Annotated in this window: 23 protein-coding genes and 1 tRNA gene; 14 read left to right on the top strand and 10 right to left on the bottom strand. The window is 66.5% G+C overall.

What is annotated here, in order from left to right; genetic code table 11:
• The coding region (locus AC6CHY_RS04895) for a winged helix-turn-helix domain-containing protein (protein WP_498225753.1) at positions 1–695 on the bottom strand (695 nt) is incomplete at its 3' end.
• A 199-nt stretch (positions 696–894) separates the two neighbouring features.
• On the opposite strand from AC6CHY_RS04895, the gene AC6CHY_RS04890 reads away from it, so the two are divergent.
• From AC6CHY_RS04890 to AC6CHY_RS04875, 4 genes are all read left to right on the top strand, one after another.
• The gene (locus tag AC6CHY_RS04890; protein ID WP_498225751.1) at positions 895–1,632 is read left to right on the top strand and encodes a hypothetical protein; all 738 of its coding nucleotides are present in this window, start codon (positions 895–897) and stop codon (positions 1,630–1,632) included.
• A 226-nt stretch (positions 1,633–1,858) separates the two neighbouring features.
• Entirely contained in the window at positions 1,859–2,458 is a 600-nt protein-coding gene (locus AC6CHY_RS04885) for a heme-binding beta-barrel domain-containing protein (protein WP_217389395.1), read from the top strand.
• Between the two features lie 2 nt (positions 2,459–2,460).
• A complete protein-coding gene (gene ygfZ, locus AC6CHY_RS04880; protein ID WP_418888840.1) occupies positions 2,461–3,531 on the top strand; it encodes a CAF17-like 4Fe-4S cluster assembly/insertion protein YgfZ in 1,071 nt (356 codons plus the stop codon).
• Between the two features lie 249 nt (positions 3,532–3,780).
• Positions 3,781–5,388 carry a bifunctional metallophosphatase/5'-nucleotidase gene (locus AC6CHY_RS04875; RefSeq protein ID WP_217389397.1) on the top strand — a complete coding sequence of 536 codons (1,608 nt, stop codon included), beginning with the start codon at positions 3,781–3,783 and terminating at the stop codon, positions 5,386–5,388.
• 93 nt (positions 5,389–5,481) lie between these two features.
• Here AC6CHY_RS04875 and AC6CHY_RS04870 read toward each other — a convergent pair whose 3' ends face one another.
• From AC6CHY_RS04870 to AC6CHY_RS04850, 5 genes are all read right to left on the bottom strand, one after another.
• Positions 5,482–6,210 carry a GNAT family N-acetyltransferase gene (locus AC6CHY_RS04870; protein WP_217389398.1) on the bottom strand — a complete coding sequence of 243 codons (729 nt, stop codon included), beginning with the start codon at positions 6,208–6,210 and terminating at the stop codon, positions 5,482–5,484.
• Positions 6,211–6,288: 78 nt separating this feature from the next.
• Positions 6,289–7,317 (bottom strand): 6-phosphofructokinase, encoded by a 1,029-nt coding sequence (locus AC6CHY_RS04865; protein ID WP_217389520.1) that lies wholly within the window; start codon positions 7,315–7,317, stop codon positions 6,289–6,291.
• Between the two features lie 252 nt (positions 7,318–7,569).
• Positions 7,570–7,815, bottom strand: coding sequence for a PspC domain-containing protein (locus AC6CHY_RS04860; protein WP_217389399.1), 246 nt, complete (start codon positions 7,813–7,815; stop codon positions 7,570–7,572).
• Between the two features lie 65 nt (positions 7,816–7,880).
• On the bottom strand, positions 7,881–8,108 hold the full coding sequence (locus AC6CHY_RS04855) for a hypothetical protein (RefSeq protein ID WP_217389400.1): 228 nt from the start codon (positions 8,106–8,108) through the stop codon (positions 7,881–7,883).
• Positions 8,105–9,631 carry a PspC domain-containing protein gene (locus tag AC6CHY_RS04850; protein ID WP_498225748.1) on the bottom strand — a complete coding sequence of 509 codons (1,527 nt, stop codon included), beginning with the start codon at positions 9,629–9,631 and terminating at the stop codon, positions 8,105–8,107. Before AC6CHY_RS04850 ends, AC6CHY_RS04855 begins: the two co-directional genes overlap by 4 nt.
• Positions 9,632–9,757: 126 nt before the next feature.
• Between AC6CHY_RS04850 and AC6CHY_RS04845 the strand changes: the two genes are divergently transcribed.
• Together AC6CHY_RS04845 and AC6CHY_RS04840 are read left to right on the top strand one after the other, a co-directional pair.
• On the top strand, positions 9,758–11,029 hold the full coding sequence (locus AC6CHY_RS04845; RefSeq protein WP_217389402.1) for an ATP-binding protein: 1,272 nt from the start codon (positions 9,758–9,760) through the stop codon (positions 11,027–11,029).
• Positions 11,022–11,696 (top strand): LuxR C-terminal-related transcriptional regulator, encoded by a 675-nt coding sequence (locus AC6CHY_RS04840; protein ID WP_217389403.1) that lies wholly within the window; start codon positions 11,022–11,024, stop codon positions 11,694–11,696. Before AC6CHY_RS04845 ends, AC6CHY_RS04840 begins: the two co-directional genes overlap by 8 nt.
• Before the next feature lie 124 nt (positions 11,697–11,820).
• On the opposite strand, the gene AC6CHY_RS04835 is transcribed toward AC6CHY_RS04840, so the two are convergent.
• On the bottom strand, positions 11,821–13,020 hold the full coding sequence (locus tag AC6CHY_RS04835; protein ID WP_217389404.1) for a pyridoxal phosphate-dependent aminotransferase: 1,200 nt from the start codon (positions 13,018–13,020) through the stop codon (positions 11,821–11,823).
• A 179-nt stretch (positions 13,021–13,199) separates the two neighbouring features.
• On the bottom strand, positions 13,200–13,778 hold the full coding sequence (locus tag AC6CHY_RS04830) for a hypothetical protein (protein WP_217389405.1): 579 nt from the start codon (positions 13,776–13,778) through the stop codon (positions 13,200–13,202).
• A gap of 171 nt (positions 13,779–13,949) precedes the next feature.
• Here AC6CHY_RS04830 and AC6CHY_RS04825 point away from each other — a divergent pair.
• From AC6CHY_RS04825 to AC6CHY_RS04790, 8 genes are all read left to right on the top strand, one after another.
• A tRNA-Trp gene (locus AC6CHY_RS04825) sits at positions 13,950–14,022 on the top strand.
• 117 nt (positions 14,023–14,139) lie between these two features.
• On the top strand, positions 14,140–14,406 hold the full coding sequence (secE, locus tag AC6CHY_RS04820) for a preprotein translocase subunit SecE (protein WP_217389406.1): 267 nt from the start codon (positions 14,140–14,142) through the stop codon (positions 14,404–14,406).
• Positions 14,407–14,463: 57 nt separating this feature from the next.
• Positions 14,464–15,261 (top strand): transcription termination/antitermination protein NusG, encoded by a 798-nt coding sequence (gene nusG, locus AC6CHY_RS04815; protein WP_217389407.1) that lies wholly within the window; start codon positions 14,464–14,466, stop codon positions 15,259–15,261.
• 132 nt (positions 15,262–15,393) lie between these two features.
• Positions 15,394–15,825, top strand: coding sequence for a 50S ribosomal protein L11 (rplK, locus tag AC6CHY_RS04810; RefSeq protein ID WP_217389408.1), 432 nt, complete (start codon positions 15,394–15,396; stop codon positions 15,823–15,825).
• A 160-nt stretch (positions 15,826–15,985) separates the two neighbouring features.
• On the top strand, positions 15,986–16,693 hold the full coding sequence (rplA, locus tag AC6CHY_RS04805; RefSeq protein WP_217389409.1) for a 50S ribosomal protein L1: 708 nt from the start codon (positions 15,986–15,988) through the stop codon (positions 16,691–16,693).
• 900 nt (positions 16,694–17,593) lie between these two features.
• Positions 17,594–18,148, top strand: coding sequence for a 50S ribosomal protein L10 (rplJ, locus tag AC6CHY_RS04800; RefSeq protein ID WP_217389410.1), 555 nt, complete (start codon positions 17,594–17,596; stop codon positions 18,146–18,148).
• Positions 18,149–18,216: 68 nt separating this feature from the next.
• Positions 18,217–18,588, top strand: a complete 372-nt coding sequence (gene rplL / locus AC6CHY_RS04795; protein WP_132358704.1) for a 50S ribosomal protein L7/L12 — start codon at positions 18,217–18,219, stop codon at positions 18,586–18,588.
• Positions 18,589–18,793: 205 nt separating this feature from the next.
• The gene (locus tag AC6CHY_RS04790) at positions 18,794–19,987 is read left to right on the top strand and encodes an acyltransferase family protein (protein WP_498225744.1); all 1,194 of its coding nucleotides are present in this window, start codon (positions 18,794–18,796) and stop codon (positions 19,985–19,987) included.
• Here the strand turns inward: AC6CHY_RS04790 and AC6CHY_RS04785 are convergent.
• Both AC6CHY_RS04785 and AC6CHY_RS04780 read right to left on the bottom strand, forming a co-directional pair.
• The gene (locus AC6CHY_RS04785) at positions 19,950–20,420 is read right to left on the bottom strand and encodes an aminoacyl-tRNA deacylase (RefSeq protein ID WP_498225769.1); all 471 of its coding nucleotides are present in this window, start codon (positions 20,418–20,420) and stop codon (positions 19,950–19,952) included. The genes AC6CHY_RS04790 and AC6CHY_RS04785 overlap by 38 nt on opposite strands.
• A gap of 37 nt (positions 20,421–20,457) precedes the next feature.
• Positions 20,458–21,651, bottom strand: coding sequence for an acetyl-CoA C-acetyltransferase (locus AC6CHY_RS04780; RefSeq protein WP_498225743.1), 1,194 nt, complete (start codon positions 21,649–21,651; stop codon positions 20,458–20,460).
• Positions 21,652–21,784 lie beyond the last annotated feature (133 nt).

Below are 21,784 nucleotides of genomic sequence, written 5' to 3'. Positions count from 1 at the left end.
CCGTCGACGCTCTCGGCGTTTTCGTTGCGTTGCGAGGCGAAACGGTATCCCACATTGCGCACCGTGCCGATGAGCTGTTCGTGGTCGGTGCCCAGCTTGGCGCGCAAGCGGCGGACGTGGACGTCGACCGTCCGCGTGCCTCCGTAGTAGTCGTAGCCCCAGACCTCGTGCAGCAGCTGCTCGCGGGTGAAGACCCGGCCGGGGTGCTGGGCCAGGTACTTGAGCAGCTCGAATTCCTTGTAGGTCAGGTTCAGCGGGGAACCGTGGACCTTGGCGGTGTAGCTGGCCTCGTCGATCAGCACGCCCGCGGCGCGGATCGGTGCACCCGTGGATCCCTCGTCCGGGGCCGACCGGGCCAGGGCCAGGCGCAGCCGCGCCTCGACCTCGGCGGGGCCTGCGGTGTCGAGAATGACGTCGTCGACCTGCCAGGACGCGGAGATCGCCGCCATCCCGCCCTCGGTGAGCACCAGCAGCAGCGGGCAGGCGATGCCGGTGGTGCGCAGCAACTGGCACAGCGTGCGGGAGGCGGCCAGGTCCTTGCGGCCGTCGACCAGCACCACCTCGGATCCCTCGGTGGCCAGCAGCGCGGCCCCCTGGGCGGGCATGACGCGGACCTGGTGGGAGAGCAGTCCCAGTGAGGGAAGGATGTCGGCCGAGGGCCCGGGGGCGTTGGTCAATAGCGCGATGACGGCCATCGATGCCTTCCCTCCCAGGTGCTTGGGTTGCCGATTCCGCGGGCAGGGCCACACGTGCGGCGCAACCCCCGGTGAATCGGTGTTTACACAATGAAGTATAGATTGCCGTGCGTTTCCATTACGTTTCCGAGCCCGCAACACGCGCCGGGCCCGGTGCCCCCGGGCGGGGTGCCGGGCCGGATAGGGCAGGATGTAACCTGTGAGATTCAAAGTTTTGGCCACAGGAACGATTGCCCTTGCCCTGGTCGTCGGGGCCAGCCAGCTGCCCGGCGGGACGGCCTGGCCGGTGCTTGGGGTCACCCTGGTGCTGCTTGCCGCCTTCGCCGTCGGCTGGCCGCGGTTGATGAAGGTGCCCTCGCCCAACCCGGTGTCCCTGGTGATCTTCGTGGTCGGTGCGGGGGCAACATTGCTGGGCCTCGTCGCGCCGTCGGGACCCGGGCTGGGCTGGGTGGCGCCGTGCCTGGCCACCGGCGTCATCCTGATGTTCCTCACCCAGCTGGTGCGCGGCACCGACGCGCAAAAGCGCCTGGAGTCCGCTGCCACGGGAATCACCGGCATGGTCGTTGCCGCCTTCGGCTCGGGCTGGGCGGTGCTGGGGACCGAACCGGCCGGGCCGGCACTTTCCCTGATGGCGGGGATCGGCATCCTGGGGGCGGCGGTTCCCGGGGTGCTGCGGCTGCCCGACCGCGTCGTCTTCCCGCTGGGCTTCGTGCTGGCGGTGCTGCTCGGCGGTGCGGCCAGCCTGTTGCACCCGGGTGTCAGCCTGGTTCCGGCGTTGGTGCTGGGCGCGGCCTGCGGCCTGGTCGTCGTCGGCTCGCGGGCCATGCTGGTTTCCGTGGGCGGGCCCAAGGGGCCGGCCCAGATGGCGGCCGCGGCGCTGACCCCGCTGCTGGTCTGCGGATCGGTGACCTGGTACATCCTGCTGCTGCTGGTCTAGTGGCCAGGGCCCGGTGGGGCGCGCCGCGGCCGACGTCACGAAAGGCCCGGGGGTCCCGCCAAACCGGTTAGGATGGTGGCATGAACGAATACCTTGGACTCGAAATCTTCTTCCTCTCGCTGCTGACCCTGGCGGGCCTGGGCATGGCCGGCTTCGCCGGACTCGTCGTTGCGCGCCTTTTCAAGGGCCAGAAGTAAAGAACAAACAGCACTAGGAAGCACACGCGATGGCAATCGAGATTCCCACCGACCTGACCCCGGAACTGGTGCCGCTCTCGTGGCTGATCGGGACCTGGGAAGGGACCGGACGGCTTGGCGAAGGCGAAGCCGACGACGAATTTTTCTTCCAGCGCGTGAGCTTCACCCAGAACGGGCTGCCGTTCCTGGAATACCGGTCCGAAACCTGGATCACCGACGAGCAGGGCACCACGTTGCGTCCGCTCACCGTTGAATCCGGGTTCTGGTCCCTCGAACGCCCCATGCTGGACGGCGATCTCGGCCCGGGAATGACGCCCGGGGACATTGTTCCCGCCCTGCGTTCGGCCCAAGACGTTGAAGACTTGCGCACGGACGAGGGCGGGTTCAAGATCCAGGCCAACATCGCGCACCCCGGGGCGATCAGCGAACTTTACTACGGCGTCATCAAGGGCCCGCAAATCCAGCTGGCCACCGACTTGGTGATGCGCGGCACCCACGCCAAGGACTACGCGTCGGCCACCCGGATCTACGGCCTGGTCAACGGCGATCTGTACTGGCGGTGGGACGTATCCACCGGCGGCAACGACCTCAAGGCACACGCCTCGGCCGCCCTCAAGAAGCAGGGATGACCATGGCGATTTCGCCGTTACTCTCCAGGCCCGGCGCCGTCGGCGCGTCCGGGATCGATGAGGGCGTCGCCGCCCACTACGGGGAACCGAACCAGGAGCAGCGCAGGCTGCTCTCCGGCGCGGCCGTGGCAGACATGTCCCACTTCGGCGTGGTCACGCTCTCCGGCGAGGACCGGCTCTCCTGGCTCAACACCCTCTCCAGCCAGGCTCTGACCGGGCTGGCCGAGGGGCAAAGCACCCAGACGCTGCTGCTGACGGTGCAGGGCCGCATTGAATTCGACATCCGCGTGCTGGCCGGCGCCGACAAGCTCTGGCTGATCGTCGAGCCGGGACAGGCCGAGCCGCTGGCCGCATTCCTGACCCGCATGCGCTTCATGTTGCGCGTGGAAATCACCGACGTCTCGGCGGAATTTGCCGTCGTGGGCGCCTGCGCACCGCAGCCGGCACTCGCGGAGAACCCGGTCTGGGTCGACCCGTGGCCCGGCGTCACCACCGGCGGCTATGCCTACTCGGAGCCGGAACACCCGGGGAACGAGCGTCCCTGGTACCTGTACATCGTGCCGGCGGCGGAACTCGAGCGGGCGGTCGCGGACCTGCCGCTGGCCGGGATGCTCGCCGTGGAGGCGCTGCGCATCGCCGCCTGGCGTCCGCGCTTCGGCTTCGAGACCGATGAGAAGGCCATCCCGCACGAACTGGATTTGATCCGCACCGCGGTCCACCTGGACAAGGGCTGCTACAAGGGCCAGGAAACCGTGGCCCGCGTGCACAACGTCGGGCGCCCGCCGCGCCGCCTGGTGTTCCTGCAGCTGGACGGCTCGATGCACACCCTGCCCGCCCTCGGCTCCCCGGTGATGGTGGGGGAGAAGGCCGTCGGCTCGCTGACCTCGGTGGCAACGCACTTCGAGGCGGGGCCCGTCGGGTTGGCGCTCGTCAAGCGCAACATCGACACCGAGCTCGAGCTGGAGGTCGTGGACGGCGAGGAGCGCTACGCCGCGAAGCAGGAGATCATCGTGACTCCCGAGGCCGGGCAGATCGCCGGCCGCTTCACCGGCTTCATCCGTCCGCCGCGCTAGAAAACGCTGGAACGGGCCCAGCCATCCGTGTCTTCCACGGGTCTGTGCAACACGTTGCGGCACGGCGGGACCAGTAATACACCTAAAACGCCCGGCCGGGGTTTCCCGGTCGGGCGTTTTGCGTGGACGGGCAGGCAGGAAGGCCCGGTGCGGTCCTTATTTCGTTGAGCCGGTGGTCAACGGGACAGCCCGTCGTGCGTTCATGCCGGGCTTTCCAACCGTTCACTTGAACCTTGTACGGTCACCCGCATGTCTTCTTTCAAGTTCGGGCGCGTTCTCGCCCTCGCCGCCGCGGCCGGCGCGCTGTCCCTTTCCCTCGCCCCCGCTGCCCTTGCCGTCCCCGCGGAAACACACAAAGTCGAGCAGGACGGCGCAAAAACCGCTTCCCCCGGGAAGGGGCAGGGCACGGGCGCCGGGCGGTGCCACGCACCGGGCCTGCCGCCTGTCCCGTACCGGGAAGGCACCGTGGCCTACTTCCAGGACGCCCATGAGTGCAGCCCGCGCGAGCACGCCCTGGGCTACCGTGGCGGCATTGCCCGCCTTGCCACCGTCCTGGACGGCATCGAGGCCGCCAACGAGAATCCTGCGACCATCTTCGGCGGCGACATGGCCGGAGGCAGCCTGTTCGGCGGCGTCTACAAGGGGTTCCCGTTCGTGGAGGCGTTTAACGACCTGGGCGTGGACGCTGCCACCTTCGGCCAGCATGACTTCGACTTCGGTCTCGAGACAGCGCTGGACCTGGTGAAGGCCTCGGAATTCCCGTGGATTGCATCCAACCTCGCCTACAAGGACGGCAGCGAGTTCCTTCCCGGCGCCGTGGCCGGAGCCGTGGAAGCCGGTGAGCTGACGGTCGGCGTCATTGGCCTCACCGGCTCGTTGCAGAACAGCTCCGCCAATGCCGATCTCGACCAGCGGCCCTACCTCGAATCCACCCAGGCCGGGGTGAAGCTGCTGCAGGAGCAGGACGTCGATGTCATCGTCGTCTCCGGCCAGATCGACCGGGCAGAAGGGCTCGAGCTCATGGACCGGGTCCCGGAAGTCCAGGTGCTCATGCGTGAGGAGAACAGCGGCTCGTCCCCGGCCGAGGCGATCGAGCTGGGCGACGGGCGCCTGATGGTCACCGGCATGGGCGACTACGGCGTGGTCGCCGAGATCGACATCGCCAAGGACCTCTGCGGCAACATCACCACGGGCGCCGTCCTGCACGACGTCGACGAATCGGTGGCCGAGGAACCTGCTTGGGCGGCAAGGGCCGCCTTCTACGAGCAGGACATGGAAGAGCGCCTCGACGCGACGATCGGGACGGCGACCGGCGACTTTGGCCGCCGTGCCGCGGGCGAGCTGGCCGCCGATGCCTTCCGCGACTACTTCACGGCCGACCTCGGCTGGGCGAACGGCGGCGGTATCCGCGCCGAGATCGACGGCGGCGATCTCTCGCTGCGCGACCTGCACACCGTTTTCCCCTTCGGAAACCGCGCGATGCTCATCGAGGTCACCGGTGAACAGCTGATCGAGGGCCTGAACCAGGGTGTCGACTCCAGTCCCGAAGGCTACGGGGGCTTCCCGCGGGTTTCCGGCTTCACCTTCACCTACTCGGAATTCGCCCCCGCAGGCCAGCGCATCACCGACGTTGTCCTTCAGGACGGCACGCCTGTCGATCCGGGCGCCACTTACTCCCTGGCCATCACCAACTACGTGGCAACCAACGGCGGTGACGGCGTGAGCGCGTTCCTGAACGCCCCGATCGTGGTGTCGGCAGACGAGGGCACCGCGGATGTCAGCGCCCTGACCGCGTATGTCGAGAAGCTCGGCACCATTACGCCCAACGAAATCCCGAGGGCCACGATCCTGCCTTAGCGCCGCATCGGAAAACACCAAGGGGCCGGGATTTCGCGCACGCGCGATTGCGCCGGCACCTTTTTCTACCCCGCGCCCCTGTGCAGTCCCGGCTCAGGCCCCGTGGTGCAGCTTCAGGCTCAGCAGCGACCCGACCAGCTCGAAGCCCAGCGAGGTGGCCAGGGCGCTGGCGGCGTCCTGGCCTTCCTTGATGCGCGCCTGCGGGATCAATCCCTCGCCCAGCGCGTCGTCGACCGCCAGCGCCGCGGCGTAGCGGCCCAGGCCGTGGCCGCGCAGGTGCGGGTGCGTGAGCACCGTGGTGTCGGCCAGCAGCCCGCCCGGCGCCCAGTAGCCGGCGCCCGCCACGGGCTCGGAGCGGGTGTCGGAGAACAGCACGAAGCACTGGTCCCAGTCGGGGAGCTCGGTGCTCGCGGCGTCGTCGTGAGGGGATCCCTCGCGCAGCTCCGCCAGGTCCTCCAGGTCGGTGGAGACGGTGATGTTCTCCGAGTCCACGATCTCGAAGGGCGAATCGAGGTAGGTCAGCGCGTCGACGCCCAGCGAGCGGACCGAGGGGGCCAGCCCGGAGGCGTGCAGCAGCCCCAGCAACGCCCGGTCGTCGACGAAGTGCTGCTCGGAGGCGCCGCGCAGCAGCGGCAGGAAGTCCTCCGGGGCGCGCACCACCCGGTGGTCGCCCAGGTGCAGCACCTCCACGCGTCCGGTGTCGATCGAGGGGACGAAGAGGCCCACGGGCGCGCGGTCCGGCTGCAGCGCGGAGTCGGGCACGCCGAACTCGCGGGCCCAGGAAAGCGCGATGATGGCACGGGTGCCGAATTCAAGATTCACGGTTTCGAGCCTAGTGCAGGAGCGGGCCGCCGGAGGGTCCCCGTGGCGCGCAAAACGCCCGGGCGCCGGCGGCGGGACTCAGCCGAAGAGGATCCGTGCCTCGTCGTAGCGGTCCTGCGGGACCCGCTTGAGGTTGTTCAGCGCCGCCTGGAACGGCACCCGGTTGATCTTGGTGCCGCGCAGCGAGACCATCGACCCCCAGGCCTCGTCGGACACCGAATCCACCGCCGCCATGCCCAGGCGCGTGGCCAGCACGCGGTCAAAGGCGCTGGGCACCCCGCCGCGCTGGATGTGCCCGAGCACCGTGGCCCGGGTCTCGATGCCGGTGGCGTCCTCGATGAAGGGGGCCAGCTGCTCGCCGATGCCGCCCAGGCGCGGGCGGCCGAAGGCGTCAAGCCCGCGCTCGGAGAACGCCCCCTCGGCGCCCTCGGGCACGAAGCCCTCTGCCACCACCACCAGCGGCGCGCGCCCGCGGTCGTGGGCCTCGCGCACCCAGGCGTAGATCTGTTCCATGGTGGTTGACTGCTCGGGGATCAGGATTGCGTGCGCGCCGGTGGCCAGGCCCGCGTGCAGCGCCAGCCAGCCCACGTGCCTGCCCATGACCTCGGCGATCATGCAGCGGTGGTGGGATTCGCCGGTGGTGCGCAGCCGGTCGATGGCCTCCACGGCGATCTGGTTGGCGGTGTCGAAGCCGAAGGTGAAGTCGGTGGCGTCCAGGTCGTTGTCGATGGTCTTGGGCACGCCGACGATCTTCAGCCCGGCGTCGGTCAGCCGCTTGGCCCCGGCCAGGGTGCCCTCGCCGCCGATGGCGATCAACGCGTCCACGCCGAGGCGCTGCAGCGTCGCGGCGATGTTCGCCGCCCCGCCGTTCTCGCCGTCGAAGGCGTTGGTGCGCGAGGTGCCCAGGATGGTGCCGCCCTGCTTGGAGATGCCGCGGACCGCGGTGCGGGGGAGTTCGACGAAGTCCCCGTCCTTGACCCCGCGCCAGCCGTCGCGGAATCCCACGAACTCGTGGTCGTAGCTCTTGATGCCGTTCAGGACGGCCCCGCGGATGACGGCGTTCAATCCGGGGCAGTCCCCGCCACTGGTCATGATCCCGATGCGCATGCTCACTCAATTCCTTCGCTGCTCGATCACCGCGGCAGCGCGTTGCGGTGCCGGGGCGGTGGTGTGGTGATGGAGCGCGACGCTGGGCTCGCCAGCCACCAGTCTAGCCACCGGGCACATGTGATCGCCAACACCAAGCCAAAGTGCTACGCCGGGGCGGGCCCTTCCGGCCCACGCAGCGCCGCCCGCCGGCCCCGCGCCTGGTGGCGGGGGGAGGGCGGGCGGCCGGGTGGTGCGCGGTGCTGGCGTGCGCTAGCTGACCTTGCGGATCAGCTTCTGCAGCACGATGGTGTCGTCCTGCGCCGGAAGCAGCAGCCAGGCGACGAGGTAGGCCCCGATGCCCAGGACCGGCAGCAGGAAGCTGAGCAGCAGCCCGATGCGGACCAGGGTGACGTCCCAGCCGAACTTCTCGGAGATGCCCCCGGCTATGCCGGCGACCATCCGCTTGGGGCCGCGGCGGAAGGGGATCGAGCGAAGGGAATTGAAAAAGGTGTCCATGGTGTCAAAGTCTTTCATGCCGGGGCGGGAATTTGCTGTGAACTGCGGGTGCGGTGCTGCCCGATTCACTCGGTGCGGCGCGCGGCCAGGATGCCGGCGACGATCAGGATCACCCCTGCACCGCCGAGAAGGGAGATGAAGAGCAGCGGCGCGCTGATCTGGAAGTTCAGCAGCAGGCCCGCGAGCAGGGCGATGCCGATGGCCAGCAGGATCAGGCCGAAGACCAGGGTCCCGGTGGGGAACTGCCCGGCCGGCTCGCCCGCGGAGTGCTGTTGTTCGGTGTGCTGGCTCATGGTGCAACCTCGGCCTTCTCTACGTTGATTTGGATGCTGCTGAATGCCCCGTCGATCTCCAGGCGCAGTTCGGGGCCGCCCCTGTCGGCATTGAGCACGGTTTCGCCGTCGCGGATTCCGGTGTTGGCCCCGTTGACCTGCATCGAGCCGAAGGCGCCCTGCGAATCGATGACCACCGGGATGTTGTCCGGGACAGTCAACTTCATGGAGGAGAAGACGTTGTCGAGCTTCACGGTGGTGTCGGAGGTGATGGTCGAGTAGGAGCGCAGGTCAAGCTCCCCGGAGTTGAAGACGTTGGTGGTGCCGTCGCCGTCGGTGCTGGTGATTCCCATGAATCCGTTCATGGGTCCGGAATCGCGCAGCGATCCGCCGCCCCAGAGCAGGGAGAAGATCAGCGCGACGATCCCGAAGCCGACAAGTGCCCCTCCGGTGCGCTGGTTCAGCGCCGCACCGATGAGTCCCAAGGCTATGACGATCAGTGCGACGGCGAACCCCACCGCGACTGCGTCGGCCGGAAGCTCGAGCAGCCCCAGGTGGGACAGGCCGGTGACCAAGGCGAACAGGAGCACCGCGAGCCCCAGCACAATGGTTGCCGCATAGCCCGGCAGCGCCTTGTGGCGCACCGGCTTCGGCGATTTGCCGGGCCACGGGGCGGCCGAACCCGGGAGCGGGGCGGTGGGCGGCGGGCCGAATCCGGCGGCAGGCGGCTGGTTGCCGGGGCCCGTCGCGCGACCCGGGAAGGCTGGGGCCTCGGGTGATGGCAGTGGCATGGTGTGCTCCTGGGGGTTGGGTCCGGTTCCCTGCCGGGTGCCGGGCAGCGGCGTGGTCGGTGCCCCGGTCCCCGCCGGGTCGGCGGCTTCCGCGGGCTTGTTCGTTGATGCGGGATCGTCGGGGTCATCGGAATTGCCCGGTTCATCTGCATTTCCGGCCGCGCCCCGGGGTTCGGGACCCTCTTGCACGGTGCCCGGGAGAATGACCGTGGTTGCCGAGACCACCGGCGTTGGGCCGGCGGTGCCCGGGGCCGGGGAATGGGCCGCGGTGGACGGCGGCGTGGCGGACTGGAAGTCGGCGGGACCTGCCGGTGTCGGGGTCCCGGGCGGCTGCGTCCCCCCGGCGAAGCTTCCGCGCCGGGAAAAGACCAGGAAGGCGATGCCGGCGATCACCAGCAGCGTCCAGAAGCCGCCGTCCCACCATCCAAAGAGTGCGGGGGAGCTCACGGCGCCGACGACGGTGAAGACCACTGCCCCGCTCATGCCGCTGCTCCAGCGCCCCGCGATTGCCTCCTGCACGTGGATCTTACCGTCGGGACCGGGCATCAATGCCCAGCCGACGCCATAGACCAGCAACCCCAGGCCGGCGACAAAGCACAGCGCCACAAAAGCGCCGCGCACCAGTATGGGGGAGATGCCGAAGCGCTGCGCCACCCCGGAGGCGACGCCGCCGACCCAGTGGTCCTCGCCGCGTTGCAGCCCCAGTTCCCTCACCCAGCGGAAAAACCCGTGTTCCATTGATGCTTCTCTCATGCCTCAATCCTCGTGCCTGCCCGGGTGCCGCCGCTATGGGGGTCGCCCCTGATTGAACCCTGAGGCCAACCCCGGGATCCACGCCCGCGGGCCCCAACCGGCCCGCGGGCGTGCTTGGATGGATACATGAGCCAAACACCTCTCCGTCCCGCGCTGCTGCGCGGGGAGACCCGCATCATTGCCGGGGTGTGTTCAGGTGTTGCCGCCCATCTGGGACTGAAGGCATCCTGGGTGCGCATCGGCTTCGTGCTTGCGGCCCTGCTCGCCGGCGCCGGGGTGGTGCTCTACGCCTGGTTGTGGATCTTTGTGCCGAGCGCGGGGGATGCGCAACGCGACGCCGCCCGCGGCACCGGAACCCGCCGCTTCACCCTGGCCGAGGGGCTGGCCCCGAAGTCGGCCGAGGCGGAGGACCCGCTGGGTGCCGCCCGCCAGGCCTCGTTGCGCCAGGTCGTCATCGGGATCGCGCTGCTGCTGGTGGCGGGGCTCGCCGGAGCGCAGCTGCTGGGCGTCTCCATCCGCTGGGACCTGGTGTGGCCGGTGCTCGTGGTCATCGCCGGTGCCGTGCTGGCCTGGATGCAGCTGGACGAGGGCGGGCGCGCCGGGTTGCGCAGGAGCACCGGGGCGCTGGGCGCCGCCGGGATCACCCGCCTGTTGGTGGGCGTCGGGCTGGTGGTGGCCGGGGTGCTGCTGCTCTTCAGCGGGGCAGTGGGCGTGGGCTCGCTGCTGTCCGGGCTCGCCGTGGCGGTGGCGGTCATCGCCGGCCTGCTGCTGGTGCTGCTGCCCTGGGCGCTGCGCTTCTGGCGCGACTTCGTCTCCGAGCGCACCAACCGCGTGCGCGCGGCGGAGCGCGCCGACATCGCCGCGCACCTGCACGACTCGGTGCTCCAGACCCTGGCCCTGATCCAGAAGCGCGCCGCGGACCCCGCCAAGGTCCTCACCCTGGCCCGCGCCCAGGAACGCGAACTGCGCTCCTGGCTCTACGACGAGCACGAGCGCAGCGCGGACGGCATTGCCGCGGCGATCCGCGCCGCCGCCGGGGAGATCGAGGAACTCTACCTGGTGTCCATCGACATGGTCGGCGTCGGGGAACGCACCGGGCTGCCGCAGCACGACGCGCTCCTGCAGGCCACGCGGGAGGCCATGGCCAACGCCGCCAAGCACGCCGGCGGCACCATCTCGGTGTACGTGGAGGCGGGCCAGCAGCGCATCGAGGTGTTCGTGCGCGACCGCGGCGACGGCTTCGATCCCGACGCGGTGTCGGCGGACCGGCACGGCGTGCGCGAATCGATCATCGGGCGCATGGAACGCAACGGCGGCCACGCCACCATCAAGAGCAATGAGGAGGGCACCGAGGTGCACCTGTCCATGGATGTAGACGACGGAGAAGACAATGACTGAGCCAACCCAGGACCCCGCGATCGCCCCGGTGCGCGTGGTGGTGGTCGATGACCACGGGATCTTCCGCTCCGGGCTCAAAGCCGACCTCGACGCGCGCGTGGAAGTTGTCGGCGAGGCCGCAACGGTCGAGGACGCCGTCGCGGTGGTGCACCGGGAAATGCCGGCCGTCGTGCTGCTCGACGTGCACCTGCCGGGCGGGCGCGGGGGCGGCGGCGCGGAGGTGCTCGCCGGCTGCGTGGATGTATTTCCGCAGGTGAAGTTCCTGGCGCTGAGCGTCTCCGACGCCGCGGAGGACGTGGTCACGGTGATCCGTGCCGGGGCCCGCGGGTACGTCACCAAGTCGATCTCGGGTGCGGAAATCTCCGATGCGGTGCTGCGGGTGGCGGGCGGCGACGCGGTGTTCTCCCCGCGGCTGGCCGGCTTCGTGCTCGACGCCTTCGGCACGCAGGCGGCGATCAGCGCCGACGAGGAACTGGATCTGCTCAGTGCCCGCGAACTGGAGGTGATGCGCCTGATCGCGCGCGGCTACAGCTACAAGGAGGTCGCCAAGGACCTGTTCATCTCGGTCAAGACCGTGGAAACCCACGTTTCCTCGGTGCTGCGCAAGCTCCAGCTCTCCAACCGGCATGAACTCACCCGCTGGGCCGTGGACCGCCGGATCCTCTAGCCCCGGGCACCCGCAGGGCACCTCGTGCGGGCAGCCAAAAGGCCGGTGGCCGGGCCCTGGAATCCAGGACCCGGCCACCGGCCGTCGAATATCTGCCGGAAGATCCGGCCAGGCCTTCCGGCCCCTACTTGGCCTCGCCCAGCAGGGTGGCCAGGCGGCCCACGCCCTCGGCCAGGTCGGCATCGCCCAGCGCGTAGGACATGCGGATGTAGCCCGAGGGGCCAAACGCCTCGCCCGGGACCACCGCCACCTCCACCTGTTCCAGGATCAGCGCTGCCAGCTCGGCGCTGGTGTTGGGCACGACGCCGCGGATTTCGCGGCCCAGCAGCCCGCGCACATCCGAGTACGCGTAGAACGCGCCCTCGGGGACGGGGCAGTTCACGCCGTCGATGGCGTTCAGCGCGGAGACCATGGCCTTGCGGCGGCGGTCAAAGGCGGTACGCATCTCGGCCACGGCATCCAGCGGGCCGGACACGGCTGCCAGCGCGGCGATCTGCGAGACGTTCGAGACGTTGGAGGTCGCGTGCGACTGCAGGTTCGTGGCTGCCTTGATGACGTCCAGGGGCCCTGCCATCCACCCCACGCGCCAGCCCGTCATGGCGTAGGTCTTGGCCACGCCGTTGAGGATGATGACCTTGTCGCCCAGTTCCGGGGCGGCGGTGGCGATCGAGGTGAACACCGCATCGTCGTAGGTCAGGTGTTCGTAGATCTCGTCGGTGATGACCCAGAGGTCCTTGGACGCGGCCCAGCGGCCGATCTCGGCGACCTGTTCCGGGGAGTACACGGCACCGGTCGGGTTCGACGGGGAGACGAAGAGCAGCACCTTGGTCTTCTCGGTGAGCGCTGCCTCAAGCTGGTCGATGGTGACCTTGTAGCCCTGCTCGGGGCCGGCGAACACCTCGACGGGGACACCGCCGGCCAGGCGGATCGCCTCGGGGTAGGTGGTCCAGTAGGGGGCGGGCACGATGACCTCGTCTCCCGGATCCAGCAGGGTGGCAAACGCGTTGTACACGGCCTGCTTGCCGCCGTTGGTGACCATGACCTGGGAGGCATCGATCCGGTAGCCCGAGTCGCGCATGGTCTTTTCCGCGATGGCCGCGCGCAGTTCCGGCAGCCCGGCCGCGGGGGAGTAGCGGTGGTACTTGGGGTTGCGGGCCGCGGCTACCGCGGCCTCAACGATGTAGTCGGGGGTGGGGAAATCCGGTTCGCCGGCGCCAAAGCCGATGACGGGACGTCCCGCCGCCTTCAAGGCCTTGGCCTTGCCGTCTACGGCCAGTGTGGCGGATTCTGCGATGGACCCGATACGTCGGGAAATGCGTGCCATGTCGTCGCTTCCTGGAAGGGAGTTGTGGGTGAACGTATGAGTCAAGCTTAGTGGGCGCAGTGGTGGGAGCACGATTTTTTGGGGACGCGCCGGGCGAGTGTGAAGCGTCGCGTCGCGGCGCCCATGTCGGGCAAGGGTTAAAGCCGACGAACTTGCCGGTGCGGCGGGTCGGTTGCGGGCTACAGGCCGGGCTCGCGGCCGTAGCGCTTCCGATGCAGTTCGCTGGCCAAATCGGCCGCGGGGTCCGCCTCCTGCTGCCGGTGGCGCACCTGGTGCCACTGGACGTAGGCCGCCGCCCCCAGGAAGAGGGCCGGGGTTGCCACGAAGGGCAGGAAGAGGACCCCGGTGTAGGAGATCAACCCGAGTTGCGCGCCGGCAACCAGCACCAGCAGTCCGGTTCCCACCCACGTCAGCAGGTTCACTCCCAGGCGCATCGCCCAAAGGACCAACCCGATGCCGAGGTACCAAGACAGCGGAAGGGGCGATCGCATGGTGAGGATGCCTATGGCGATTGCCAGCAGCAATTGCAGCAACAGGTGCCCGGAGAGATCCCGGCGGTTGCGCAGGGACGCCCAGGCGCCGAGGGCAATGAACAGTGGGACTGCTGCCAGCAGCAGCTGCGGCAGGAATCCTGCGGCAGGCGAATAGCGTGAGGTGGTGCGCAGGATGGCATCGAGTACGGAGCCGCCTGCAAAGACCAATAGGATCAGGGCGCCGGCATGGTCCGGGCCGGCGTTCCGGGGTGTCGGGGGGAGCATGAACCCAACCTAGCAGTCACGATTCGGTGCCAAATTGCGCATGAAGCCGGGCCCGGAGTGCCCGGTTCGACAATCGGCACATTCTTTGCGTAGACTTGTTCCTCGGTGTTGGAAAACATCTGGAGCACCAAGTCCGCAATGGATTTGATGGTCCGCGAGCATTATGCTCGAAGGGTAGTGGCGCAATTGGTAGCGCAGCGGTCTCCAAAACCGCAGGTTGCAGGTTCGAGTCCTGTCTGCCCTGCGCAGTGGCAATCATCTACGGTTGCTCGGCGAATATTCACGTCACGGTGTGTTGTGGTCGATACGGCTGCGGCACACCGTGATTGTTTCAAGTGGGATAATCTGAAACGAGGAATCGGTGACCGAAACGACTGCGAGCGATTCGCACGGCGCTGGGCACAACAAGAAGCCGTCGAAAGCCGGTTTCTTCGCGGGCATGGCCCTCTTCTTCCGTCAGATGATTTCCGAGCTGAAGAAGGTCGTCACCCCGACCCGCAGTGAGCTGGTCAACTACACCTTGGTAGTCATCGCCTTTGTGGTGTTGATGATGCTGATCATTTCCGCCCTGGATTTCGTGTTCGGAAACGGATCAATTCTCATCTTCACCAATTCGCCCGAACAGTAACACGGGACCATTCGCCCCACACTTCTGGTGAACCAGTAACAGAAAGCAGGAACCGCAGTGTCCGAGCAGGAACTCGAACCGCAGGCCACCGAAGAATTCGAAGGCCAGGCAGTAGAGGCTGATACCGATCAGGTGTCGGCCGATTCCGTCGTTTCCGAGGACGCCGAGCAGGCTCCCGAGGTTTCCGAGGACGCCGAGCAGGCTCCCGAGGATGCCGAGCAGGATGCCGCAGCCGAGGAAGCCCCGGCCGTGGATCCCATTGAAGAATTCCGCACCAAGCTTCGCCGCCAGCCCGGCGACTGGTACGTCATCCACTCGTACGCCGGTTACGAAAACCGCGTCAAGGTGAACCTCGAGACCCGTATCCAGACCCTGGGGATGGAGGATTTCATTTATGAAATCCAGGTCCCGATGGAAGAGGTCGTCGAGATCAAGAACACCACGCGCAAGATCGTGCGCCGCGTTCGGATCCCCGGCTACGTCTTGGTCCGCATGGAATTGACCGACGCCTCCTGGGGTGCGGTTCGCCACACTCCCGGTGTCACCGGCTTCGTCGGCAACGCCCACGATCCCGTGCCGCTGCGTCTTGAGGAAGTCTTCTCGATGCTCGAGCACACCATCGTCACCGAAGAAGAGGGCGAGCACACGAAGGCCGGCCGCGCCCCGATCACCGAGGTCCACGTCGACTTCGAGGTCGGCGAATCGGTCATCGTCAATGATGGCCCGTTCGAGACGTTGCCGGCAACGATCAGCGAGATCAAGCTGGAGTCCTCCACCTTGGTCGTCCTGGTCTCGATCTTCGAGCGCGAGACCCCCGTGACCCTGTCGTTCAGCCAGGTCACCAAGATCCAGTAACATTAAAGACTTCGTGCCTTCCCGGTTTGCTTTACCGGGAAATCGGCATGACTCGGCCGCCGCGCCACGGCGGTCAACCCCCCGAGGCACGCTCCTGTGCATCGGGGCAACGCAAAAGAAGAAGGACCCGACATGGCCCCCAAGAAAAAGGTCACCGGACTCATCAAGCTGCAGATCCAGGCAGGCGCCGCCAACCCGGCACCTCCGATCGGCCCGGCGCTTGGTCAGCACGGCGTCAACATCATGGAATTCTGCAAGGCGTACAACGCCGCCACCGAGTCGCAGCGCGGCAACGTGGTTCCGGTTGAAATTACTGTCTACGAAGACCGTTCCTTCACCTTCATCACCAAGACCCCGCCGGCAGCTGAGCTCATCAAGAAGGCCGCAGGCGTGCCCAAGGGTTCCGCTACCCCGCACACCGTCAAGGTTGCCAAGCTGACCCAGGCACAGGTTGAGGAAATCGCCACCGTGAAGATGGAAGACCTCAACGCCAACGACATCAAGGCTGCTGCCCTGATCATCGCCGGCACCGCCCGCTCGATGGGCATCACCGTAGAAGGCTAATTCCGCCTTCCACACCCGCGCGCCTGGAATTCCGGGAACGCACCCCCAAAACAACCAAGTCGATGCGGAACCAGCCGGATGAATCCGGCGCACCGCATTGCAAGTGGCAGGGTCGCGCGCGACCCATACATGACCACGACTGCATAAGGAGAAAAAGCAGATGGCAAAGCGCAGTAAAGCATTCGTAGCCGCCGCGGCGAAGATCGAAGAAGACAAGTTCTACGCTCCGGCCGAGGCAGTTGCCCTCGCCAAGGAGATCGCCTTCTCGAAGGCAGACGAGACCGTTGAGGTTGCTTTCCGCTTGGGCGTTGACCCTCGCAAGGCTGACCAGATGGTTCGCGGCACCGTGATCCTTCCCCACGGCACCGGCAAGACCGCCCGTGTCCTCGTGTTCGCAAACGGCGACAAGGCAGAAGCTGCAATTGCAGCCGGCGCCGACTTCGTTGGCTCGGACGACCTGATCGCCAAGATCGCCGGCGGCTGGACCGACTTCGACGCAGCGGTTGCAACCCCTGACCTCATGGGCAAGGTCGGCCGCTTGGGTAAGGTCTTGGGTCCCCGTAACCTGATGCCGAACCCGAAGACCGGTACCGTGACCATGGATGTCGCCAAGGCCGTCAACGAGATCAAGGGTGGCAAGATCGACTTCCGCGTCGACAAGCACTCGAACCTGCACTTCATCATCGGCAAGGTTTCCTTCGATGCGCAGAAGCTTGCAGAAAACTACGCAGCAGCACTGGACGAGGTTCTTCGTTTGAAGCCTTCCTCTTCCAAGGGCCGCTACATCACCAAGGCCACCGTGGCCACCTCCTTCGGCCCGGGCGTCCCGGTCGATGCGAACGTGACCCGCGTGCTTTCCGAGGCCTAATAGCGCCTCTGCGTTCCGGACCCGGCACCATCCCCACGGGGGATTGGTGCCGGGTCCGGTCGTTTAACCGATGCACCAGGACGAATCGGGCCGGCCCCGATTCGTCCTGGTGATGGCGGCTCGAAGCCACCTCGAATGACTGACCCGGTGCCCGCGTCCGACTTCGGGTCGTGCAGACCACAAACGCCCGGCCGGGCACCGTGCCTCAAGCTCCAGGGTCGAGGCGCGGCAATCCCCATCACAGCCCTCCGGATGCAGCACGGTGGTTCTGCCTGAGGAGCCGGGCTGTGGAGCAGTGAAGAGGTCTTGGCACGACGCCCGACTGCGGGCAGTGCGTGGCGGAATCTCGGGCCGACTCGGCGCGAATTCGCTTAATCGCCAAAATTGTGAGTTGTGGGATGCCACATTCCTGATATGGTTAAGGGGTCGCGATCTGATCGCGGCCAGGTGACTACGTCACCACGCGCTCCATGGCGGAGACCCCAAGCCCCGCCCGAGCGTGTTACCGCAGCAATGCGTTCCCCCAAGTTGCATTGCTGCATAGACGGGCCCCTCCCTTCCGCTATCCCCCAAGTTGCGGAACCTGAGGGGCCTGTCGTCTGTCCACGGCAGGTTCGCCCCTCGGGGAAGTTGCCTACAACACCTGGCTCCGATTTGGAGCCAGGGGCGCCACGCTGTTAGGCTTGGTGATACCGAAGACCGTCGGTCGAGGATTGCTGTTCACGCCGCAAGACTCCGAAAGTCCCACAAAGGACGACCTGCGCAGGTGAACGAAGTGAATCTCCCGCATTTATTTGCGTGCTTTCCGCCCCGTGCATCTGCATGGGGCGTTTTTTATGTCAGTACTCCTGGCCGGGCTGGATCGACTGGTTATCAGATCTATACCCCGGAAGGAGTGTTATGGCAACGCCGACTAAGGTTTCCGCAGTAGAGGAAATCACCGCCGACTTCAAGGAGTCGACCGCCGCTGTCCTGACCGAATACCGTGGGCTTACTGTTGCGCAGCTCAAGCAGCTTCGCCGTTCACTTGGTGCAGATACCAAGTACGCGGTTGTGAAGAACACCTTGACTGGTATCGCAGCAAAGGAAGCCGGCATCGAAGCATTCGAAGGCCAGCTTGCTGGTCCGACTGCTATCGCCTTTATTAAGGGCGACGCAGTTGCTGCCGCTAAGAGCCTCACGGATTTCGCTAAGGAAAACAAGCAGCTCATCATCAAGACCGGTTACTTCGAGGGCAAGGCCCTTGACGCAGCCGAGGTTGCCGCACTGGCAGCACTTGAATCGCGTGAGTTCCAGCTGGCACGTGTTGCCGGTGTGCTGCAGGCTCCGGCTTCCGCCGCAGTCCGCACCATCGAAGCACTGCGCGTCAAGCTCGAAGAAGCAAACGGTGGCGCTGCTGAAGCACCTGCCGAGGCCGAGGCACCTGTTGCCGAAGCCGCCACCGAAGAAGCCTAAGCTTTCTTCAACCCCTCACTCAAGTAACTTGCGGCACTTATGTGCCGCCGACGGAAAGGCTGCCCATCATGGCTAAGCTGTCCACCGAAGAGCTCTTGGAAGCCTTCAAGGAAATGACCATCATCGAGCTCTCCGAGTTCGTAAAGACCTTCGAGGAGACCTTCGAGGTCTCCGCAGCTGCTGTTGCAGTTGCCGGCCCGGCCGCTGGTGCCGCTGAAGCCGAAGAGCAGACTGAATTCGACGTTATCCTCGAAGCAGCCGGCGACAAGAAGATCGCAGTGATCAAGGAAGTTCGCGCCCTGACTTCGCTGGGTCTGAAGGAAGCCAAGGAGGTCGTTGACTCGGCTCCGAAGGCTGTCCTGGAAGGCGCCACCAAGGAAGCTGCAGAAAAGGCAAAGGAAGCCCTCGAGGCTGCCGGCGCAACCGTTACTGTCAAGTAACTCTTCGCTCCCTAACCGCTGGCCCGCAGAACCATTTTGGTTCTGCGGGCCAGCGGTCTTTTAACGCCGATTGCACTCGAAAAAGACTTGTGGTTTTGCCGTGTTTTCGGTGACACTTACCACTTGCCTCCGCGATACTAATGTTTTTTGATATCGTAGATAACAGATAGGTAACGAACTTGGCGCAAATGTAGGGAGAGCAGCGATGTCGAGCAACGGAACGGCGCTCATCGACGCCCCGGCAACGGCGATCCCGAAGCAGGGGGCCGAAACCACCGCGTCAAGTGCTCGAAGGCCACCCCGACTGGCCCTGCTCGACGGCCTGCGATTCGTCGCAGCTGCCCTCGTGGTCCTTTTCCACTACACGGCCTGGCACCACGGATTCTGGGGCACCGCCGCGGCCAAGGACGCTTGGCCCGTCCTCTCAAAGCTCACCGTTTATGGCAACATGGGCGTTCAGCTGTTTTTCATCATCAGCGGTTTCGTCATCCTGCTGTCCGCCTACGGGAAGAGCGCCGGGCGGTTTGTCGGATCGCGGGTAGGCCGGTTGTACCCGGCCTACTGGTTCGCGGTGTTGACGACGGGATTCCTGGTCATCGTCATGTGGCCCCAACTGGGATCCGGGCTAGGCGCCAAGGAACTCGTAGCGAACCTCACCATGTTCCATCCGCTCATGGAACTGCGGCACATCGACGGGGTCTACTGGACGCTGTGGGTCGAGATGCGCTTCTACCTGCTCATTCTCGCGCTTATTGTCTTGCGGCTGCTTACCATCCGGGGCATGACCATCCTCGCCGTCATCTGGCCAGTGCTGGGCCTGGCAGCAGACCTCATGGACCGTGAGGTGGCGGTCGAGAACCTCATGAGTGAATACGCCCCTCTCTTTTGCGGCGGGATCATGTTGTTCATGATCTACCGTTTCGGGCACAGCATCTTGCGCTGGTCGGTGCTGGCGCTAAACGTCGGAATTGCCGCCTATTTCACCGGAGTGAAGGGTCCCGCCGAGGCCCTGGAACTGGTGGGCTATGTGGTCCCGGCCTGGCACTACTGGGCCATCATGGTAGGTCTTTTTGCCGCGGTAGCCCTGCTGTCGCTCACGCGCCTGGGTAACGTGCAGTGGAGATTCCTGGGGATCCTTGGGGCACTGACCTACCCGGTTTACCTCCTGCACCAGATCTGGGGCTGGTGGATGATCGACCATTTCACGCCGTTGCTGGGGCAGTACGCCACCCTGCCGCTGGTCATGGGGATCGTGTTCTTGGCGGCCTTCATGGTCAATCGCTTCATCGAACGGCCCTTGGCCAAACCCCTGGCGGCGGCCACCACCAGGGGTTTGGGCTACCTGGGCACCCGTCTTGCCCTCAGGAAGAAGGCTGGGACACCGGCTCGCGGTCGCTGATGTCCGCGACCGTCGCCCCCAGGGCGGCGATCAACGCCGTTGAATCCACGAAGGCCGAATGCCCGTGGGCCCCGGCCCCGATGCAGATGCGACCCGGCTCGACTCCCACGTCGGCGTAGACAGGCCACGGCGTACTCGAACCCAGCGGGGTGATGGTGCCGCGCTCATATCCCGTCGCCGCAAAGGCAACGTCGGAGTGAGGCATTGACAACTTGTTCACGCCCAGCAGGGAGCGCAACTTCGGCCAGGAAATGACCCTGTCTCCGGGAATCAGGGCGAAAAAGAACGATCCGTCCTTGTGCTTGACTACCAGCGACTTGATGATCTCCCGCGGTTCGACGCCCAAGAGCGCCGCGGCCTCCGCCAGGCTTCGGGCTGGCGGGCGGGAAACGACCTCGACGTCCAGCCCGCGCCTGGCCGCGTCCTGGCGCATGCGTTCCACGCCTGCGGGCAACGGATCGGCCAAGGCCCTAGGCCTCGCGACTCAGTAGCAGGGCGTCGCCCTGGCCGCCGCCGCCACATAGGCTGACCGCCGTCTTGCCCGAGCCGCGGCGCTTGAGCTCCAGGGCGGCGGTCAGGGCCAGGCGCGCACCGGAGGCGCCGATCGGGTGCCCCAGCGCAATGGCGCCTCCGTGGATGTTGGTCTTTTCCAGCGGGTATCCAAGGTCTTTCAGGGACTGGCAAGCCACGGCCCCGAATGCCTCGTTGATCTCGATGAAGTCGAGGTCCGAGGTCTGCCATCCCTGGTTCTTCAGGGCCGCGGCAATCGAATTTGACGGCTGCGAATGCAGCGAATTGTCCGGGCCGGCGACCTGGCCGGCCGCTCCGATGGTCGCCAGGATCTCAAGGTTGTGGGACTGGGCGTATTCGCGTGAGGTGACGATGACGGCGGCAGCTCCGTCGGACAGGGGAGAGGAGTTTCCCGCGGTAATGGTGCCGTCCTTGGCGAACGCCGGGCTCAACCCCGCCAGGGTCTCGAGCGTCGTGTTCGGGCGGATTCCCTCGTCCGTGTCGATCAGCAAGGCGTCGCCCTTGCGCTGCGGAATACTGAGCGGAACGATTTCCTCCGCAAAGACGCCCGATTCGATGGCGGCCGCGGCGCGCTGGTGTGAGGCCGCCGCAACCTCGTCCTGCTGGGTGCGGGTCAGCCCCAGGACCGAGTTCTTCGTTTCGGTGCTCACACCCATGGAATTGCCGTCAAAGGCGTCTGTCAGCCCATCGTTGGCGACCGAGTCGATGGCCGAGATGTTTCCGTAGGTCCAGCCCTGGCGGGAACCGGGCAGCAGGTGCGGGGTTTGCGTCATGGATTCTTGTCCGCCGGCAACCACGACGTCGGCATCGCCGACGCGAATCAGCCTTGCGGCATCCGTGATGGCGGCCAGGCCGGAGAGACAGACCTTGTTCAAGGTGGTGGCATTGACGTCCCAGCCGATCCCGGCCGCTATGGCACTCTGGCGCGCGGGGTTCTGGCCGCAGCCGGCCTGCACCACGTGGCCCATGATCACTGCCTCCACGTCGCCGGATGGGACCCCGGATCGTTCAAGCGCGCCACGGATGGCGGCGGCACCCAGGTCGACGGCGCTCAGGCTGGCAAGTTGGCCGTTGAGCCGGCCGAAGGGCGTGCGGGCGCCGGCGACCAGCACTGCGTCTCGTGGTGAGGACATGATCGAACTCTCGCTTTCAGGGGTTACCGGGAATCAGTACTTACCTCTAGGCTAGCGCGCTGTGGTTTGCGCCACATGGTTTCCAGTTAACCGTGATGGATCTCTCAGCCCAATCCCGGGCTGGGGTGCCGGG

Source organism: Paeniglutamicibacter sp. GQ140, from assembly GCF_059759235.1.
Note: the sequence above shows the minus strand (reverse complement) of the source record. Positions and strands in the feature narration are given on the sequence as shown.

Excerpts from the sequence above, each read along its gene's own strand:
- AC6CHY_RS04885 (WP_217389395.1), top strand. The coding sequence starts at position 1,859 with ATGGCAATCGAGATTCCCACCGACCTGACCCCGGAACTGGTGCCGCTC.
- ygfZ (WP_418888840.1), top strand. The coding sequence starts at position 2,461 with ATGGCGATTTCGCCGTTACTCTCCAGGCCCGGCGCCGTCGGCGCGTCC.
- AC6CHY_RS04875 (WP_217389397.1), top strand. The coding sequence starts at position 3,781 with ATGTCTTCTTTCAAGTTCGGGCGCGTTCTCGCCCTCGCCGCCGCGGCC.
- AC6CHY_RS04865 (WP_217389520.1), bottom strand. The coding sequence starts at position 7,317 with ATGCGCATCGGGATCATGACCAGTGGCGGGGACTGCCCCGGATTGAAC.
- AC6CHY_RS04860 (WP_217389399.1), bottom strand. The coding sequence starts at position 7,815 with ATGGACACCTTTTTCAATTCCCTTCGCTCGATCCCCTTCCGCCGCGGC.
- AC6CHY_RS04855 (WP_217389400.1), bottom strand. The coding sequence starts at position 8,108 with ATGAGCCAGCACACCGAACAACAGCACTCCGCGGGCGAGCCGGCCGGG.
- AC6CHY_RS04850 (WP_498225748.1), bottom strand. The coding sequence starts at position 9,631 with ATGAGAGAAGCATCAATGGAACACGGGTTTTTCCGCTGGGTGAGGGAA.
- AC6CHY_RS04845 (WP_217389402.1), top strand. The coding sequence starts at position 9,758 with ATGAGCCAAACACCTCTCCGTCCCGCGCTGCTGCGCGGGGAGACCCGC.
- AC6CHY_RS04840 (WP_217389403.1), top strand. The coding sequence starts at position 11,022 with ATGACTGAGCCAACCCAGGACCCCGCGATCGCCCCGGTGCGCGTGGTG.
- AC6CHY_RS04835 (WP_217389404.1), bottom strand. The coding sequence starts at position 13,020 with ATGGCACGCATTTCCCGACGTATCGGGTCCATCGCAGAATCCGCCACA.
- AC6CHY_RS04830 (WP_217389405.1), bottom strand. The coding sequence starts at position 13,778 with ATGCTCCCCCCGACACCCCGGAACGCCGGCCCGGACCATGCCGGCGCC.
- rplK (WP_217389408.1), top strand. The coding sequence starts at position 15,394 with ATGGCCCCCAAGAAAAAGGTCACCGGACTCATCAAGCTGCAGATCCAG.
- rplA (WP_217389409.1), top strand. The coding sequence starts at position 15,986 with ATGGCAAAGCGCAGTAAAGCATTCGTAGCCGCCGCGGCGAAGATCGAA.
- rplJ (WP_217389410.1), top strand. The coding sequence starts at position 17,594 with ATGGCAACGCCGACTAAGGTTTCCGCAGTAGAGGAAATCACCGCCGAC.
- rplL (WP_132358704.1), top strand. The coding sequence starts at position 18,217 with ATGGCTAAGCTGTCCACCGAAGAGCTCTTGGAAGCCTTCAAGGAAATG.
- AC6CHY_RS04790 (WP_498225744.1), top strand. The coding sequence starts at position 18,794 with ATGTCGAGCAACGGAACGGCGCTCATCGACGCCCCGGCAACGGCGATC.
- AC6CHY_RS04785 (WP_498225769.1), bottom strand. The coding sequence starts at position 20,420 with ATGCGCCAGGACGCGGCCAGGCGCGGGCTGGACGTCGAGGTCGTTTCC.
- AC6CHY_RS04780 (WP_498225743.1), bottom strand. The coding sequence starts at position 21,651 with ATGTCCTCACCACGAGACGCAGTGCTGGTCGCCGGCGCCCGCACGCCC.